Here is a 15,233-nt window from a genome sequence, read left to right as displayed (position 1 = left end):
CATGCGCGAACTGATCAACCCGGCGACCGGACAGGTCCACGACACGGTTGCCGACACCCCGGTGGAAGGTGTGGGACGGGCCGTGGCCCGGGCCCGCACCGCCTACGCGGAGTGGGCGGAGAGCACGCCCGGCGAGCGGGCGAGGGTGCTGCTGCGGCTGGCCGACCTGGTCGAGGCCGACGCCGAGGAGCTGACCCGGCTGGAGGTGGAGGACACCGGCAAGCCCGCGGCCGTCTTCCGCGACGGTGAGCTGCCGTTCGCCGCCGACAACCTGCGCTTCTTCGCCGGGGCGGCCCGCTCGCTGGAGGGCTCGGGCGCCGGGGTGTTCAGTCGCGGCTACACCTCGATCATGCTGCGCCGCCCGGTGGGCGTGGTCGGCTCGATCGCACCGTGGAACTTCCCGTTCGTGATGGCCGTCTGGAAGCTCGGGCCGGCCATCGCGGCGGGCAACGCGGTGGTCATCAAGCCCGCGCCGCAGACACCGCGCACCACGCTGCGGCTGGCCGAGCTGTTCGCCAAGGCGGGCGCGCCCGACGGGCTCGTGCAGGTGGTCACCGGCGACGCCGAGGTGGGCGAGGCGCTGGTGACCGACGCGGGCGTGGACATGGTCAGCGTCACCGGCTCGACCGAGACAGGCAGGGCCGTCATGACCGGCGCGGCCAGGACGCTCAAGCGGGTGCACCTGGAGCTCGGCGGCAAGGCGCCCGCACTCGTGTTCGAGGACGCCGACCTGGCCGAGATGGCGGGCGGCGTGGCCATGGGCGCCACCTACAACAGCGGCCAGGACTGCACCGCCGCCACACGCGTTTACGTGGCCCGCCAGATGTACGACGAGGCCGTGGAGGCGATCCGGGCAAGACTTGCCGAAATCACCGTGGGCGACCCCTGGGACCCGGCCACCGACATCGGCCCGCTCATCTCGGCGGAGCACCGGCAGCGGGTGCACGGTTTCGTGGAACGATCCGGGGGGCGTATCGCCCATGGTGGGAGCCCGGTCGACGGCCCCGGATTCGCCTATCCGCCCACGCTTGTGACGCATGTCGCGCAGAACAGCGATATCGTCCAGGGAGAACTTTTCGGTCCCGTCCTCGTGGTCCTTCCGTTCGACGGTGAGGACGAGGCCGTCAGGCTCGCCAACGACACGCGCTACGGCCTGGCCTCGTCGGTGTGGTCGCGCGACGTGGCGAGGGCAATGAGGGTCTCGCATCGCCTCGATGTGGGTGTGACCTGGGTTAACGACCATCTCCCGATCGCCAGCGAGGCTCCGCACGGCGGGGTCAAGGGCAGCGGATTCGGTAAGGACATGAGCCAGGAGGCGGTGCAGGAGTATTCGGTGACCCGTCACCTGATGGTCAAGCATGCGATGCCGGTGGAGCGCGACTCCTTCCGGCCAGCCTGAAAAACACGTACGGCGATATGCGGCCCAAAAATCACGTTTGGTCGTATTTGATGGGAAATGTCCGGTTGGCCGATCTGGTACGGGTTGTGTTCCAATTACCCAGCCCCGACAAATCCCATGCGCCCCACGCGTGTCAGATTTTCGAGCACGTACCGGCGAGAGGTTGCGAGAGTCAGTGAGGACGGATAACCCCAGGCACACCAAGTCCGGGGAGCACACAGGCGGACGGTTCCGGCTGGGGAACTGGCGCGTGCGCTCAAGGTTGGTGGCGCTGATCCTCATCCCGACGGTCGTGGGCGTGCTGCTCGCCGGCGTGCAGCTGGCCGACGCCATCGGCACCAGCGCCGAGTACCGCCGGCTCACCCAGGTCGCCGAGCTGGTCCAGCAGACCGGCCAGCTCTCGCACGAGCTCGGCAAGGAACGCACGTTAACCGCCTGGTACATCGCGGACCGGCGCAGGGCAGGGCGGCTGGCGCAGCTCGGCAACCAGCGCAAGGCCGTCGACGCCGCCAGGGGCCGCGTGCTCACCGCCATGCAGGCCATCGACGCCTCCCACTCGCCGCGCGTGCTCGCCGAGGTCGTCGACATGCGCCGCTGGCTCGACGGGCTGGACGGCCTGCGCGAGTCGATCGTGGGAGAGAGCGTCCCGCCCCGGGCCGCCGTCCGCACCTTCTCCACCATGATCGAGGTTCTCGCCAACCTGCAGAGTGACCTGGCCGCCGGCGTCAGCGACGACCGCCTGCAGGGAGACGTCGCCGCCCTCAGCGCCCTCGGCAGGATGAAGGAAGAGGTCGCCCGCCAGCAGGTCATCCTGGTCGTGGCGCTGATCGAGCGGCAGCTCGACTACGACGACCTGTCCGACTTCCTCGGCTCGTGGAACCGCCAGCAGGCCGAGCTCGCGAGCTTCGAGCAGGAGGCCGGCGCGGCCGACCTGGCCGCCTACCGCAAGGGCATGAGGGGCGTGCAGATCGACCGCGCCGACTCCATGCGCCAGCGCGCCCTGGCCCAGCTGCGCGAGTACAAGGCCATCAAGGACCTCGACGTCACCTCACGCCGTGACCTGACCCTCTGGCACGAGAGCACCACGCTGGCCGTCAACTCCATGCGCAAGGTCGAGGACGGCCTGGCCCAGGGCATCGTCACCCAGACCCGCGAGCTGAGCGACGCCGAGCAGCGCAGCGCCATCATCACCGGCGCGTTGATCCTGGTCCTGCTCCTCCTGGTCCTGGTGATCACCACCCGGGTGGCCGGTTCGCTGGTCCGCCCCCTGCGCCGGCTGCGCGCCGAAGCGCTCCAGGTGGCCACCAACCGGCTGCCCGAGACCGTCCGCGTGCTGCGCGAGTCCGGCGACGGCGCCGCGGTGCCCGAGGTGCCGTCGATCGGTGTCACCACCCGCGACGAGATCGGGGAAGTGGCCCGGGCCTTCGACGAGGTCCACCGCGAGGCGATCAGGCTGGCCGGCGACGAGGCCAAGCTGCGCGCCAACGTCAACTCGATGTTCGTCAACCTCTCCCGGCGCAGCCAGACCCTGGTCGAGCGGCAGTTGCAGCTCATCGAGGGACTGGAGCAGGGCGAGGAGGACGAGAACCGGCTCGCCAACCTGTTCCGCCTCGACCACCTGGCCACCCGCATGCGCCGCAACAGCGAGAACCTCCTGGTCCTCGCCGGCCAGGAGGCCGCCCGCAAGTGGAGCGAGCCGGTGCCGCTCGTCGACATCGCCCGCGCCTCGCTGTCCGAGGTCGAGGGTTACGAGCGGGTCCAGATCCAGATCCCGTCCAGCATCCAGATCGCCGGCCCGGCCGTCACCGACTCCGTCCACCTGCTCGCCGAGCTGATCGAGAACGCCATCTCGTTCTCGCCCCGCGAGAGCAAGGTCCAGGTCACCAGCAGCGCCGTCGAGGGCGGCGTGCTCGTGACGATCAACGACCTGGGCATCGGCATGTCGGCCGAGGAACTGGCCGAGGCCAACTGGCGGCTGGCCAACCCGCCCGTCGTGGACGTCGCGGTCTCGCGGCGAATGGGCCTGTTCGTGGTCGGCCGCCTGGCCCTGCGCCACGGCATCCGGGTCCAGCTCCGGATGCGGGAGACCGGCGGCCTGAGCGCCATGGTGTTGATGCCCGACATGCTCATCGCCGGCGCCCCGGGCACCGGGCCCCAGCAGCGCGGCCAGTACGAAGCCTTCACTGACTTCGACCCGAGCATGTTCGACGAGACCTCGGCCAACGCCACCGGCGTCTACGCCTCGCCGCCCGGGGGGCTCGCCGCCCCGCCGAGGCGGATGGACGACATGCCGCTGGACACCCAGTGGCCGGGGTCGCTGCCCGTGCCGGGCACCGGCAACTGGCCGTCGTTCGCCGAGGAGGCGCCGGCCGCCCCGCAGGAGCAGCGCTGGCCGTCCTTCGCCGAGGAGGTGCCGCCGCCCGCCCGCGACGAGCAGCGCTGGCCCTCCTTCGCCGAGGAGCCGCCGAAGGTGGCGGAGCCGAATTGGCCGTCGTTCGCCACGGAGCCGCCTCCGGCCAGGCAGGAGGAGCCCCGCTGGTCGTCGTTCGCCGAGGAGGCGCCGCCCGCCCAGCAGCTTCCCGCCCAGCAGGAGACGCGCTGGCAGCCCAACGGCGAGGAGCCGCGCAGGTCGGTCTTCGACACGGACGAGCCGAAGGCCCCGTTCGCGGCGGGGGAGTCACGCTGGCCGTCGTTCGCCGAGACCACTCCACCACCCGCCGACCCGTACGGACGCAACGGTCATTCGGCCTTCGACCCGTTCGGTCCCGGCGAATACTCCTCGCAGGACCTGACCGGGCCGCTCCCCATCGTGCGCAGCTCGCCGATGGAGGACCAGGGTGACGAGTTCCTGCCGATCTTCTCGTCGGTCGGCTCCGACTGGTTCCGCAGGCCGGACCCCGAGCAGCTGCTGCCGAGGCAGGAGCCCGAGCACGACGTGGAGCCGGAGACCGCCATCCAGCCCGCCGTGCGGTTCGACCACGCTCCCGAGCCGTTGCCCCAGCGCCGCTCCGACCCCCAGAGCACGTCAGAGCGGCCCAGCCTGCCGCGGCGCACGCCGGGTGGGTCGGGTGTGAGCGCGTCGTGGTCCTCTCCGGCCGACAGCGGCTTCCAGGCGGCGCAGGCCGCGGCGGAGCCGGCCCAGGGCGGCTTGACGTCCTCCGGCCTGCCGCGCCGCGTGCCGAAGGCCAACCTGGTGCCGGGAACGGCCAGCCTGGCCGAGCCGCAGGCCACGTCACCGGCGCCGCAGATCTCTCCCGAGCGGTTGCGGAGCCGGCTCTCCAGCTTCCAGCAGGGTGTACGGCAGGGCCGGGCCTTCACCCGCGGCGAAGATAACGAGGAGGAGAAATGAGAGAACTGAGCCAGGGAGCGCGTGGCATCAGTTGGCTGATCACTGATTTTGTCAACAACGTGCCAGGCGTCGCGCACACCGTCGTGGTGTCGTCTGACGGTTTGCCGCTGGCGTTCTCGGAGGGTTTCCCGAAGGATCGGGCCGATCAGCTGGCGGCGGTCGCCTCGGGTGTGATCAGCCTGACGCAGGGCGCGGCACGCGTCTTCGAGGGCGGCATGGTGACGCAGACCGTCATCGAGATGCAGCGCGGACTGTTGATGATCATGTCGATCAGCGATGGTTCCTGTCTGGCCGTGCTCGCCGCGCCCGACTGTGACATGGGCCTGGTGGCCTACCAGATGACGCTGCTGGTCGAGCGGGCGGGCCAAGTGCTCACGCCGGCCGTACGCGCCGAGCTGCAGGCGGCCCGTCCTCGCTAGGGACGGTGACAGGAGATCATGGTGTCAGGTCAGGGTTGGGCTGGTGATAGTACACCGCCGCATCCGGCGGTTCCCCGTTCGCAGAAGTCGAGCTCCCTGGTGCGGCCATACGCCGTGACCGGGGGTCGCACGGCTCCGCGGATGAAGTTCGCCATGGAGGCGTTGGTGTCCTCCGTGACGTCCGAATACCAAGACATTTCCCTACTAAGTCCGGAGTATCAGGCGATCATTCAGCTGACCAGGAACGTCAGGTCGGTTGCTGAGATCTCCGCCCTTTTACGCCAGCCTCTCGGCGTGGTCCGGGTACTGATCGCCGACATGGCGTCGGAAGGCCTGATCCGCGTGCACCAGCCTTCGCTGGATGAGGGGAAGCCGGACCTCAACTTGCTCGAAAGGGTGCTCAGTGGACTTCGCAGGCTCTAGCCCCGGCCTAACATCGACGAAGATCGTCGTGGCCGGCGGCTTCGGCGTGGGCAAGACGACGTTCGTGGGTGCGGTCTCGGAAATTCTGCCGCTCACGACGGAGGCGGTGATGACGGACGCGTCGGCCCATGTCGACGACGTCTCGCTCACCCCCAACAAGACCACCACGACCGTGGCCATGGACTTCGGGCGGGTGTCGCTGGATCGGGATCTGATCCTCTACCTGTTCGGCACGCCCGGCCAGCATCGGTTCTGGTTCATGTGGGACGACCTGGTGCGCGGTGCCATCGGCGCGGTGGTGCTGGTCGACACGCGGCGGCTGGCCGACAGCTTCCCCGCGATCGACTACTTCGAAGAGGCCAAACTGCCCTTCGTGATCGGCATCAACGGCTGGGACGGCCAGTTCATGCACCAGGAGGAGGAGATACGTGAGGCGCTGTCGCTCAACCCGCACACGCCGATCGTCCGCCTCGACGCCCGCGCGCGCGACTCGGTGAAGAGCACGCTCATCACGCTCGTCGAGCACGCTCTGACCCGCCACATGCACACGCCCGCCTGACGGGCGGGTCCACGTGAAAGTGCCGCCGGACCGAGGTCCGGCGGCACTTTCACGTTCGCGGGGAGCGTGGTGGCGGGTCAGGCGGAGGTCGCCTGCGCGGGCACGCCGCGCACGAGCCGGCCGACCTCGGCGCGCAGGTGCACGAAGTCGGGGTGCTCACGGGTGGTGATCTGGTCACGGGGCCCGGGCAGGTCCACCCTGAGGTCGCCCACCACGTGCGCCGGGGCCTTGGACAGCACCACGACCCGGTCGCCGACGTAGACGCTCTCGTCGATGTCGTGGGTGATGAGCACGATCGTCATCTGGTGGTGCCCGCGCACCTTCAGCACGAGGTCCTCGAGGTCCTCGCGGGTCTGCGCGTCCACCGAGCCGAACGGCTCGTCCATGAGCATGAGCGCGGGCCGGTAGGCCAGCGCGCGGGCGATCGCCACGCGCTGCTGCATGCCGCCCGACAGCTGGAACGGGTACTTACGCCCCGCGCCCTCCAGCCCGACCGACTCCAGCGCCTCCTGCGCGGCCTCGCGACGCTGCCGCTTGTCCATGTTCCTGCGGCGCAGCGGCAGGGCGACGTTGTCGGCCACCGACATCCACGGGAACAGCGAGCGGCTGTAGTCCTGGAAGACGACGGCCAGATTGCCGGGCGTCTGGCGGACCAGCTTGCCCTCGACCCGGATCTCGCCGCCGGTGGGTGTGATCAGTCCGGCGATGGAACGGAGCAGCGTCGACTTCCCGCAGCCGGAGGGCCCGACGATGCACAGAAGCTCACCCTCGGCGACGCTCAGCTTCAGCCCTTCGATGGCGCGGTGCTCGTTGGGGCTGCCTGGTCCGTACACATGCGTGAGGTTGTCTATCTCGAGCAAGGGATTTCCTTGGGGGAAGCCGGATTCAGTACATCGACTCTAGCGAAGCCGGGAATAGTTGCATATGCGAAATGTCCATTCCCGGCGTTCGCAGGGGGTGGATCGGATCAGCTCTGCGGGCGGCGCTGGTAGCGGCCCAGCGGGGGGCCCACGATCTTGCCCGCGTCGAGGACGTGGTTGCCGCGCACGAACGTGTCGGTGACCTTCGCGGTCAGCTCGAACCCCTCGAACGGGGTGTACTCCTGCGCCGACTCCGAGTCGGCGGCCCGTACGGTCCACGTGGTGCCGGGGTCGACCAGGCAGATGTCGGCGTCGAAGCCGGGCGCCAGGGTGCCCTTGTCACGCAGGCCGTACCTGCGCGCCGGGTTCCACGAGGTGAGCGCGGCGATGCGCCCGTACGGCAGGCCGCGCCGCCGGCCCTCGGTGATGAGGCCGGGCAGAAGGTACTCGGCGCCGCCGAAGCCCGCCTTGGCCAGGAACACGTCGTCGGCCGGGGCGCCGAACTTGAGCTCCTCGCGGCAGCAGGCGTGGTCGCTGACCACCCAGTCGACCGTGCCGTCGAGCACGTACTCCCACAGCGCCTCGACGTCCTCCCGCGGTCTGATCGGCGGGTTGACCTTGGCGCCGAGCCCGCTGGCGGTCTCGATGTCGGCCAGCAGGTGGCCGATGGTGACCTCCCGGCGGAAGTCGATGTGCGGGAACGTCTTCGCCATCCGCACCGCCGCGTCCAGCGCCTTGCGCGAGGACAGGTGCAGCAGGTTGACGTTGCCGAGCCCGGTCTCGTGGGCCAGGTAGGAGGCGATGAAGACGGCCAGGCCCTCGGAGTGCGGCGGGCGGGAGGCGCTGTAGGCCGCCAGCCCGCTCAGGTCGCCCGCCTCCTCGACCAGCCTGGTGTAGGCGGTCATGATCTCGGCCGTCTCGCAGTGCAGCGACAGCGAGATCTCGTCGGCCAACTCGGGGAAGCGCTCGCGGGCCGCCTGCACGCCGCGCATCACGAACTCGAAGTGGGCGTAGTCGTAACGCTCGCCCTCGGGCAGCATCAGGAACGCGTTCTGGTCGGCCGAGCGGCCGTGCAGCCCGTGCCCGCCGTAGAACATGAAGATCTTGAACGACGGCACCCCGAACCTCTCGACCAGGTCGGGCAGCTCGTCGATGTGGGCCCGGGACATGGGCGCGAGGTGGAACCCGTAGTCGACGTACGAACGGTCCTCCGCCTGCGCGAGCACCTCGGGGAAGAAGTCGGCGTACGGGCCGCCCTTGTTCAGGTAGTACTGGCCGGTGCGCATGTAGGTGAGCGCGGTCGTGACGCCGCCCTGCGCGCAGGCCCTGCTCTCGGATCCGGCGTCGTCGGCCAGGTGGTTGTAGATGCCCCAGTGCTGGTGGCCGTCGACGACGCCGGGGAAGGCCAGCCGGCCGGCGCCCTCGATCACGTCCGGCACGCCCTCGCTCGGCAGGCCGGGTGCGATCCGGTCGATGCGCCCGCCGGTCACGGAGATGTCCGCCGGGATGGGTTCGTCCTGATCGTGCGTGACCACCAGGACGTTCTTCAGTAACAGGTCCGTCATGACCGCCTCCTACGCGGTGCCGCGGGCGCCGCGATGCCAGGTGAGGACGCGTCGCTCCGCCAGAAGGAACAGGGAGTTGAAGGCGTAGCCGAGCACTCCGAGCACGACCACACCGGCCCAGATCGCCGGCATGTCGGCATTGCTGCTCGCCACGCTCAGTAAGTAGCCGATGCCGTCGGTGCTGCCCTTGAGTTCCGAAATGACCATCAGGATAAGCGCCAGAGAGACGCTGAGCCGGAGACCCGCGAAAATTTTCGGAGACGCCGCGGGGAGGATGATCCGGAACAACCGCAGATGCCGGGGCAGCCCGAAGACGGTCGCGGTGTCCATCTGCAGGTGGTCGACGTTGCGGGCGCCGTCGATCGAGTTGAGCAGGATCGGCCAGATGATGCCGAAGACGATGGTCGCCACCTGCACCTGCGTGCCCATCTGGAAGAGCACCAGGAAGACCGGCAGCATGGCGGGCGGCGGCACGGCCCTGCCGAACTCGACCAGCGGATCGATGTAGTCGGCCAGCCACGCGGTGCGCCCCAGCGCGACGCCGAGCCCGACGCCCAGCACCACGGCCGCGCCCCACGACCCGACCACCCGGATGAGGCTGGGCACGAAGTTGTCCACGGCCTCCTCGGTGAACAGGAACGGCCCGGAGAACCACATCTCGTACATCCGGGAGGCGATGAGCGTGGGCGGCGGGAAGAACGGGTTCGCGGCCGAGGCGGCGGCGAACTCCCAGGCGAGCAGGACGATCGGCACCAGCCAGAGCCGCTTGACGATGGTCCAGATCACGCGAATCGCCACCTGAACAGCCGCCGCTCGGCGCGCCGCAGCACGGTGTTGACGGCCAGCCCGACGGCGCCCGCCCACACCAGGGTCGCGATCACGTCGACCATCGCGTCGGCGCCGATGCCGGTGCTGGCCTGGATGAGGAACGCGCCGATGCCGCCGGCGCCGCCGACGAAGTACTCGACGCTGATGGCCAGGATGAGCGTGATCGAGGCCGCGAGCCGGATCCCGGTGAAGATGAACGGCGCGGCGCTGGGCAACGACACCCGCATGATGACCGAGCCGCGGCCGAAGCCGAACGAGCGCAGCGTCTCGGTGGCCACCGGGTCGACGTCGCGGACGCCGTACAGGGTGTTGATCAGGATGGGCCAGGCGGAGGCGTAGACGATGAGCGCGACCTTGGCGTTGATCTCGGGCTGGAAGGCGAACAGGGCCAGCGGGATCAGCGCGACGGACGGGATGGGGCGCAGGAACTCGACGATCGCCCGGGTCATCTCCTCGACGACGGGTACGGTGCCGAGGAGCAGGCCGATGGGGACGGCGACCAGCACGGCCAGCGGCAGGCCGATGGCGGCCGCCGTGAGGGTGGCGAGCAGGTCGCCGAGGAAGGCGGGGTCGACGGCGAGGCCGACCACCCGGGCGAGCGAGGCGGAGGCGGTCGGCAGCCAGGTGAGCAGGCCGGTGCGGCCGGCCAGCTCCCAGAGGAGCAGGAACGCCGCCACGCCGATGACGTGGCGGACGAGCTTTCCGAGCCTGGCGCGGGAGAGGTGGAGCCGTTCTCCCCGCGCCAGTGTGGTCGTCGTGGTCATCCCTGAGAAGTGACGATCATCGAGGCGACGTCGATCTTCTCCTTGATGAACCCGTACTCGGCCATCAGGTCCGCGACCCGCTGGATGCGCTGGGCGCTGAGCGTGGTCGGGTAGGCGCCCAGGTTGATCGTGGCGGCGGTCTCCGCTGGGATCTTGGTGAACGTGGGCAGGATCTTCGTCACGGCGCTGCGGTCGGTGGCGGCGATGTTCTGGGCCTTGGCCATCGCCCGCTGGAAGGCGGCCATCGTCTTCGGGTTGGTGGCCACCCACTTCTCGGTCGCGGCCCAGCCGGTGATCGGCAGCGCCTCGGTCGGCCCGGACATCGTGTCGACGAGCATGGTCGCGCCGAGCTTGTTCTTGGCCTCGCTGACGTACGGGTCGGTCATCCAGACCGCGTCCACGTCTCCCTTCTCCAGCGCCGACAGCCAGTTGGTGGTCGGCACCTCCACGTACGTGACGTCCTTGCTCGGGTCGGGCGGCGGCTTGAGCCCGCTGATCTTGAGGTGCGGGTTCATCGTGAGGACGCCGAGTCCGGCGAGTGAGTTGACGCCGATCTTCTTGCCTTTGAGGTCGGCGACCGTCTTGATGGGGGAGTCCTTGCCCACCATCACGCCGAAGCCGCCGGTCGCGCCCTGGTAGGAGTCGGCGATGTACTTGAACTTCTCCACTTTCTGGCTCTGGATCGTCAGGATGGTCGCGTAGCTGCCGAGCACCACGTCCATGCTGCCGTTGGCCAGTTTGGGCAGCACCGCCTGCGGCGCCTGGATGGCCTCGGTCTTGACAGTGAGGCCCTGCTCCTTGAAGAAGCCGCGTTCTATCGCGATGAACAGGGGGGCGGAGTCGGCCCCAGGATACTGGCCGATCAAGAGAGAAGTCTTCTCCAGACCGTTTGCGTTGGCGGTCTCCGTGGTCTTGCCATCCGAGCTGGAACACCCCGTAATGGCAAGGGTGACCACAAGTCCAATCATGGCGGTGCGCCCTTGAGCACCGAACCTCATGTCGCGTCTCCTTTGATCGGGGGTGATCGACGACGGTCGCACCCTAGCGCAGGCAACCCCTTGCGCATGCTCCCCCGATTCTGGAAATTATCAATATATATGCAGAAAAAATGATCACACTGTATTCATGGAGGTATGTCCGGTTCGAAGTGGACAGATGGGTGGCGTTCATCCCGAACGTGTGGCTACTGTCGAGACGTAGAGATGTGCGCTAGGTGATCGATCGACCGTGACCTTTACGGGCGATATCGATTATCAGTTGAACATAAATAGGATTTCGGACCTTACGTGTCCTCGGGGGCGGCACAGGGGTCACGCACGTGCACCACCAGATCTCTTGCACCAGGCCATCTAGGAGAGGTCGCGGAGGCCAGTGAGAACTACATTGCCCCCAGCAGGCGGGGATGCGGGATTACCCCCTGAGGAGCCCTCGCACCCGACCCCTCATGCCAGAGGCAAGCCGGCCCGATCGGGCGGGTTCGGGCTGCGCAACTGGCGGGTGCGGTCCAAGCTCCTCGCCCTGATCGTCATCCCCACCGTGGCAGCACTGATTCTCGGCGGATTCCGCGTCGCATCCTCCGCCAGCAGCGCCAGCGAGTACGAACAGGTCAACCAGACCGCGATCGTGGCCAGCAAGCTGACCAGGCTGGCCCACGAGACCGAGCTGGAGCGAGACCTCACCGCCACCTACGTCGCGCTGGGGCGCGGGGGTGACCGAAACCCCGTCACCGCCCAATACTCCGCGGTCGACAGCCTCGTCGAGGACGCCCGGGGCGGCGTCCAGGCGCTCGCCGACTCCGACAGCCCCCAGCGCGCCCAGGCCGTACGCGTGCTGAACCGGTTCGACGAGCTGGCCAACTCCCGCAAGACGGCGGTCGAGTCCAAGCTGAACGTCGCCTCGGTGATCGAGCTCTACGACCAGTCCATCTCCGACTTCCTCGCGCTCAACGACAACATCGACCAGGGCGCCGTCGACAAGGAGCTCACCGACAGCGTCGCCGGCTTCGCCGCACTGTCCAGGGCCAAGCAGTTCGTGTCGCGGCAGCGCGCGCTGCTCGTCGCCGCGCTGGCCGCCGGACGCTTCGGCAAGGACGAGCTGGACGCCTTCATCGCCGCCCGCGCCCAGCGCGACGGCGAGCTGGCCACCTTCCGGGCCCAGGTGCCGCTGGACCTGCGCCAGGCCTACGACGACACCGTCAGCGGCCAGGCGGTCGACCGGGCCGAGCTGATCCAGGCCCGCGCCATGGCGCTGCAGGACGCCGGCCTGCCGCTGACCGACCGGGGCCTCGGCCTCACCCGCGACGGCCAGGCCTGGTTCGGCGCCGTCAGCAAGACCATCGACGGCATGCGTGAGGTCGAACAGCGGGTCGCCGACTCCATCCTGCTGCGCAGCCAAACCGTGCAGCGGGCCGAGCAGCAGGGCGCGATGGTCTTCTCGTTCGCGATCGCGGCCCTGCTGATCCTCGTCCTGCTCGTCACCGTGATGATGGCCCGCTCGCTGAGCGGCCCGCTGCGCAGGCTGCGCCGCGAGGCGCTGTTCATCGCGGGTCGCCGGCTGCCCGAGACCGTCCAGCAGTTGCGCGAGTCCGACTCGGCCGGGCAGGTGCAGGTGGAGCCGATCGGCGTCGTCTCCGACGACGAGATCGGCGAGGTGGCGCGGGCGTTCGACGAGGTTCACCGCGAGGCGGTGCGCCTGGCGGGCGAGGAGGCCAGGCTGCGCAGCAACGTCAACGCGATGTTCGTGAACCTGTCGCGCCGTAGCCAGACGCTGGTGGAGCGGCAGATCACCCTGATCGACGGGCTGGAGCAGGGTGAGCAGGACGAGAGCCGGCTGGCCAACCTGTTCAAGCTGGACCATCTCGCGACCCGCATGCGCCGCAACAGCGAGAACCTGCTGGTGCTGGCCGGCCAGGACCCGCCGCGTCGCTGGAGTCAGCCGGTGAAGCTGGTCGACGTGGCCCGCGCCTCGCTGTCGGAGGTCGAGGGCTACGAACGCGTCGTGCTCCAGGTGCCCGACGGCGTCTCCGTCGCCGGTCAGGCCGTCAACGACGTCATCCACCTGCTGGCCGAGCTGGTGGAGAACGCGCTGTCGTTCTCGCCGCGCGAGACCCGCATCACGCTGTCGGGCAGCCGGATCGATGGTGGCGGTGTGATGCTGTCGATCACCGACTCCGGCATTGGCATGACCCACGAGGAGCTGGTCCAGGCCAACGACCGCCTCACCGATTCGCCGAGTGTGGACGTGTCGGTGTCGCGGCGGATGGGCCTGTTCGTGGTCGCCCGCCTGGCGCACCGGCACGGCATCCGGGTGCAACTGCGCCCGCACGCCACCGGCGGGCTGACCGCGATGGTCCTGCTGCCCGAGTCGATGCTCGGCGCGCAGTCGCCCGCCTACGCGGGCTCGAACCCGTCCCAGGAGGACGCCTTCACCGGGCCGCAACTGGCGCCCTCTCCCGCGCCCGTCCCGCCGTGGCAGGGCGGCACCTACCAGATGGGTCCCGGACACCCCTCCTACCCGTCCGGTCCACCGGCCCCCGAGCAGAACGGCGGCTGGCCGATGCAGCCGCAGTGGCCGTCCGATCCCGGCGGCTGGCCGTCCGACCCGCGCGCCGGCTTCGGGGACGCCGACGTCTGGATGTCCCCGCCGCGTGAACCCGGCGCCTGGCCCGCCGCGGGCAACGGGCTGCCCAGGCGGCCGCCGGTGGACGGGCCGCCACCGTGGACGCCCCGTGATCGGGGCGACTTCACCCGGCCGCCGGCCCGGCCCCAGCGGCACGACTTCCCGGAGACCGACGCGGCGAACACCGGCCCGATCCCGGCGGTCAACACGCCGCCGTCGGCCGGTGACGAGTACCTCCCGATCTTCGCCTCCGTCGAGTCCGCCTGGTTCGCCAGCGGGGCGAGCTGGGGTTCGGCCAAGGCCGACGCCGGATGGAGCAAGGCGGAGGCCGTGGTGGAGCCGGTGCGTGATGGGGCGACGGCTTCGGGGTTGCCGAAGCGGGTGCCGAAGGCGAATCTGGTGCCGGGTTCGGCGGACACGGCGTCGGCGCCGAAGGGCGTCACTCCGATGCCGTCGGTGTCACCGGACCGGATCCGGAACAGGCTGTCCAGCTTCCAGCAGGGATTCCGGGCGGCACGTGACGACATCACCGAGGGCAAGGCGTATCCCTCTGATCCGAGGAACGCCGACAGGAGGGAGGAAGGCGCATGAACGACCTGAGTCACGCCGCGCGCGGTGTCGACTGGTTGATCACTGATTTCGTCAGCACCGTTCCGGGCGTCGCCCACGCCGTCGTCGTCTCATCCGACGGTCTGCCGCTCGCGGCCTCGTCGGGGTTTCCCGCGGACCGGGCGGATCAGCTGGCCGCGATCGCCTCCGGGCTGGTCAGCCTCACCCAAGGGGCGGCCCGGGTGTTCGAGGGCGGCGCGGTCAATCAGACGATCGTGGAGATGCAGCGCGGGCTGATGCTGATCATGTCGATCAGTGACGGCTCGTGCATGGCGGTTCTCGCGGCCCCCGACTGTGACATGGGGTTGGTGGCCTATCAGATGACGCTCATGGTGGATCGCGCCGGACAGGTGCTCACTCCCGCGGTGCGTGCCGAACTACGCGCTACCCAGTCCAGGTGATGTAGGTGACGGACCCCAGATGGAACAGCGGCGGCCGCGAGCCGCAGGCGCCGTCGTCTCCTGATCCGGGTTCGCCGGTCCGTCCCTACGCGGTGACGGGTGGACGCACGGCGCCCAGGGTCAAGCTCGCGATGGAGGCTCTCGTCTCGTCGGCGACGGCTGAGCATCGGGAGTTTTCGCATATCACGCCGGAGTATCAGGCGATCAGTCAGTTGTGTCGGCAGGTTCGGTCGGTGGCTGAGGTGTCGGCGCTGTTGCGGATTCCGCTGGGTGTGGTGCGGGTGTTGATCGCTGATATGGCGGCCGAGGGTCTGGTTCGGGTGCATCAGCCGCAGCTGGATGCGGGTAGGCCAGATGTCAACCTGCTGGAAAGGGTGCTCAGTGGACTTCGCAGGCTCTAGTCCGGGCCTTACCTCGACGAAGATCGTGGTGGCCGGTG

13 protein-coding genes are annotated in these 15,233 nt (G+C 69.2%); 8 read left to right on the top strand and 5 right to left on the bottom strand.

Features of this window, described 5'->3' with window-relative positions; all coding sequences use genetic code 11:
* Position 1: 1 nt before the first annotated feature.
* From AB0I38_RS22040 to AB0I38_RS22020, 5 genes are all read left to right on the top strand, one after another.
* Entirely contained in the window at positions 2-1,399 is a 1,398-nt protein-coding gene (locus AB0I38_RS22040) for an aminobutyraldehyde dehydrogenase (protein ID WP_358470895.1), read from the top strand.
* A gap of 250 nt (positions 1,400-1,649) precedes the next feature.
* Complete coding sequence (locus AB0I38_RS22035; RefSeq protein ID WP_358470892.1) at positions 1,650-4,748, top strand: nitrate- and nitrite sensing domain-containing protein; 3,099 nt, start codon at positions 1,650-1,652, stop codon at positions 4,746-4,748.
* Positions 4,745-5,167 carry a roadblock/LC7 domain-containing protein gene (locus AB0I38_RS22030; protein WP_055507217.1) on the top strand — a complete coding sequence of 141 codons (423 nt, stop codon included), beginning with the start codon at positions 4,745-4,747 and terminating at the stop codon, positions 5,165-5,167. Before AB0I38_RS22035 ends, AB0I38_RS22030 begins: the two co-directional genes overlap by 4 nt.
* Positions 5,168-5,185: 18 nt before the next feature.
* A complete protein-coding gene (locus AB0I38_RS22025) occupies positions 5,186-5,590 on the top strand; it encodes a DUF742 domain-containing protein (protein ID WP_225263479.1) in 405 nt (134 codons plus the stop codon).
* On the top strand, positions 5,571-6,149 hold the full coding sequence (locus AB0I38_RS22020) for a GTP-binding protein (RefSeq protein WP_358470889.1): 579 nt from the start codon (positions 5,571-5,573) through the stop codon (positions 6,147-6,149). Before AB0I38_RS22025 ends, AB0I38_RS22020 begins: the two co-directional genes overlap by 20 nt.
* Positions 6,150-6,226: 77 nt before the next feature.
* On the opposite strand, the gene AB0I38_RS22015 is transcribed toward AB0I38_RS22020, so the two are convergent.
* The 5 genes from AB0I38_RS22015 to AB0I38_RS21995 all read right to left on the bottom strand — a co-directional run bounded on the left by AB0I38_RS22015 (position 6,227) and on the right by AB0I38_RS21995 (position 11,134).
* Positions 6,227-7,009, bottom strand: coding sequence for an ABC transporter ATP-binding protein (locus AB0I38_RS22015; protein WP_358470886.1), 783 nt, complete (start codon positions 7,007-7,009; stop codon positions 6,227-6,229).
* 107 nt (positions 7,010-7,116) lie between these two features.
* A complete protein-coding gene (locus AB0I38_RS22010) occupies positions 7,117-8,574 on the bottom strand; it encodes a dihydroorotase (RefSeq protein ID WP_358470883.1) in 1,458 nt (485 codons plus the stop codon).
* A 9-nt stretch (positions 8,575-8,583) separates the two neighbouring features.
* The gene (locus AB0I38_RS22005) at positions 8,584-9,360 is read right to left on the bottom strand and encodes an ABC transporter permease (RefSeq protein WP_358470880.1); all 777 of its coding nucleotides are present in this window, start codon (positions 9,358-9,360) and stop codon (positions 8,584-8,586) included.
* On the bottom strand, positions 9,357-10,166 hold the full coding sequence (locus AB0I38_RS22000; RefSeq protein WP_358470877.1) for an ABC transporter permease: 810 nt from the start codon (positions 10,164-10,166) through the stop codon (positions 9,357-9,359). Before AB0I38_RS22000 ends, AB0I38_RS22005 begins: the two co-directional genes overlap by 4 nt.
* The gene (locus AB0I38_RS21995) at positions 10,163-11,134 is read right to left on the bottom strand and encodes an ABC transporter substrate-binding protein (RefSeq protein ID WP_358470874.1); all 972 of its coding nucleotides are present in this window, start codon (positions 11,132-11,134) and stop codon (positions 10,163-10,165) included. The genes AB0I38_RS22000 and AB0I38_RS21995 overlap by 4 nt, the downstream gene beginning before the upstream one ends.
* A 568-nt stretch (positions 11,135-11,702) precedes the next feature.
* Between AB0I38_RS21995 and AB0I38_RS21990 the strand changes: the two genes are divergently transcribed.
* From AB0I38_RS21990 to AB0I38_RS21980, 3 genes are read left to right on the top strand one after another with little or no spacing between them, the layout of a single operon-like run.
* Positions 11,703-14,375 (top strand): sensor histidine kinase, encoded by a 2,673-nt coding sequence (locus AB0I38_RS21990; RefSeq protein ID WP_358470871.1) that lies wholly within the window; start codon positions 11,703-11,705, stop codon positions 14,373-14,375.
* The gene (locus tag AB0I38_RS21985) at positions 14,372-14,794 is read left to right on the top strand and encodes a roadblock/LC7 domain-containing protein (protein WP_358470868.1); all 423 of its coding nucleotides are present in this window, start codon (positions 14,372-14,374) and stop codon (positions 14,792-14,794) included. The genes AB0I38_RS21990 and AB0I38_RS21985 overlap by 4 nt, the downstream gene beginning before the upstream one ends.
* A gap of 5 nt (positions 14,795-14,799) precedes the next feature.
* A complete protein-coding gene (locus tag AB0I38_RS21980; RefSeq protein WP_358470865.1) occupies positions 14,800-15,195 on the top strand; it encodes a DUF742 domain-containing protein in 396 nt (131 codons plus the stop codon).
* The last annotated feature ends 38 nt before the right edge of the window (positions 15,196-15,233 follow it).

It is taken from the genome of Nonomuraea cavernae (genome assembly GCF_040655715.1).
In the GTDB taxonomy this organism is placed as follows: domain Bacteria; phylum Actinomycetota; class Actinomycetes; order Streptosporangiales; family Streptosporangiaceae; genus Nonomuraea; species Nonomuraea cavernae_A.
This window is presented reverse-complemented; position numbering and strand designations above follow the sequence as displayed.

Coding starts and splice junctions, on each gene's coding strand:
- AB0I38_RS22040 (WP_358470895.1), top strand. CDS start 2: ATGCGCGAACTGATCAACCCGGCGACCGGACAGGTCCACGACACGGTT.
- AB0I38_RS22030 (WP_055507217.1), top strand. CDS start 4,745: ATGAGAGAACTGAGCCAGGGAGCGCGTGGCATCAGTTGGCTGATCACT.
- AB0I38_RS22025 (WP_225263479.1), top strand. CDS start 5,186: ATGGTGTCAGGTCAGGGTTGGGCTGGTGATAGTACACCGCCGCATCCG.
- AB0I38_RS22010 (WP_358470883.1), bottom strand. CDS start 8,574: ATGACGGACCTGTTACTGAAGAACGTCCTGGTGGTCACGCACGATCAG.
- AB0I38_RS22000 (WP_358470877.1), bottom strand. CDS start 10,166: ATGACCACGACGACCACACTGGCGCGGGGAGAACGGCTCCACCTCTCC.
- AB0I38_RS21995 (WP_358470874.1), bottom strand. CDS start 11,134: ATGATTGGACTTGTGGTCACCCTTGCCATTACGGGGTGTTCCAGCTCG.
- AB0I38_RS21985 (WP_358470868.1), top strand. CDS start 14,372: ATGAACGACCTGAGTCACGCCGCGCGCGGTGTCGACTGGTTGATCACT.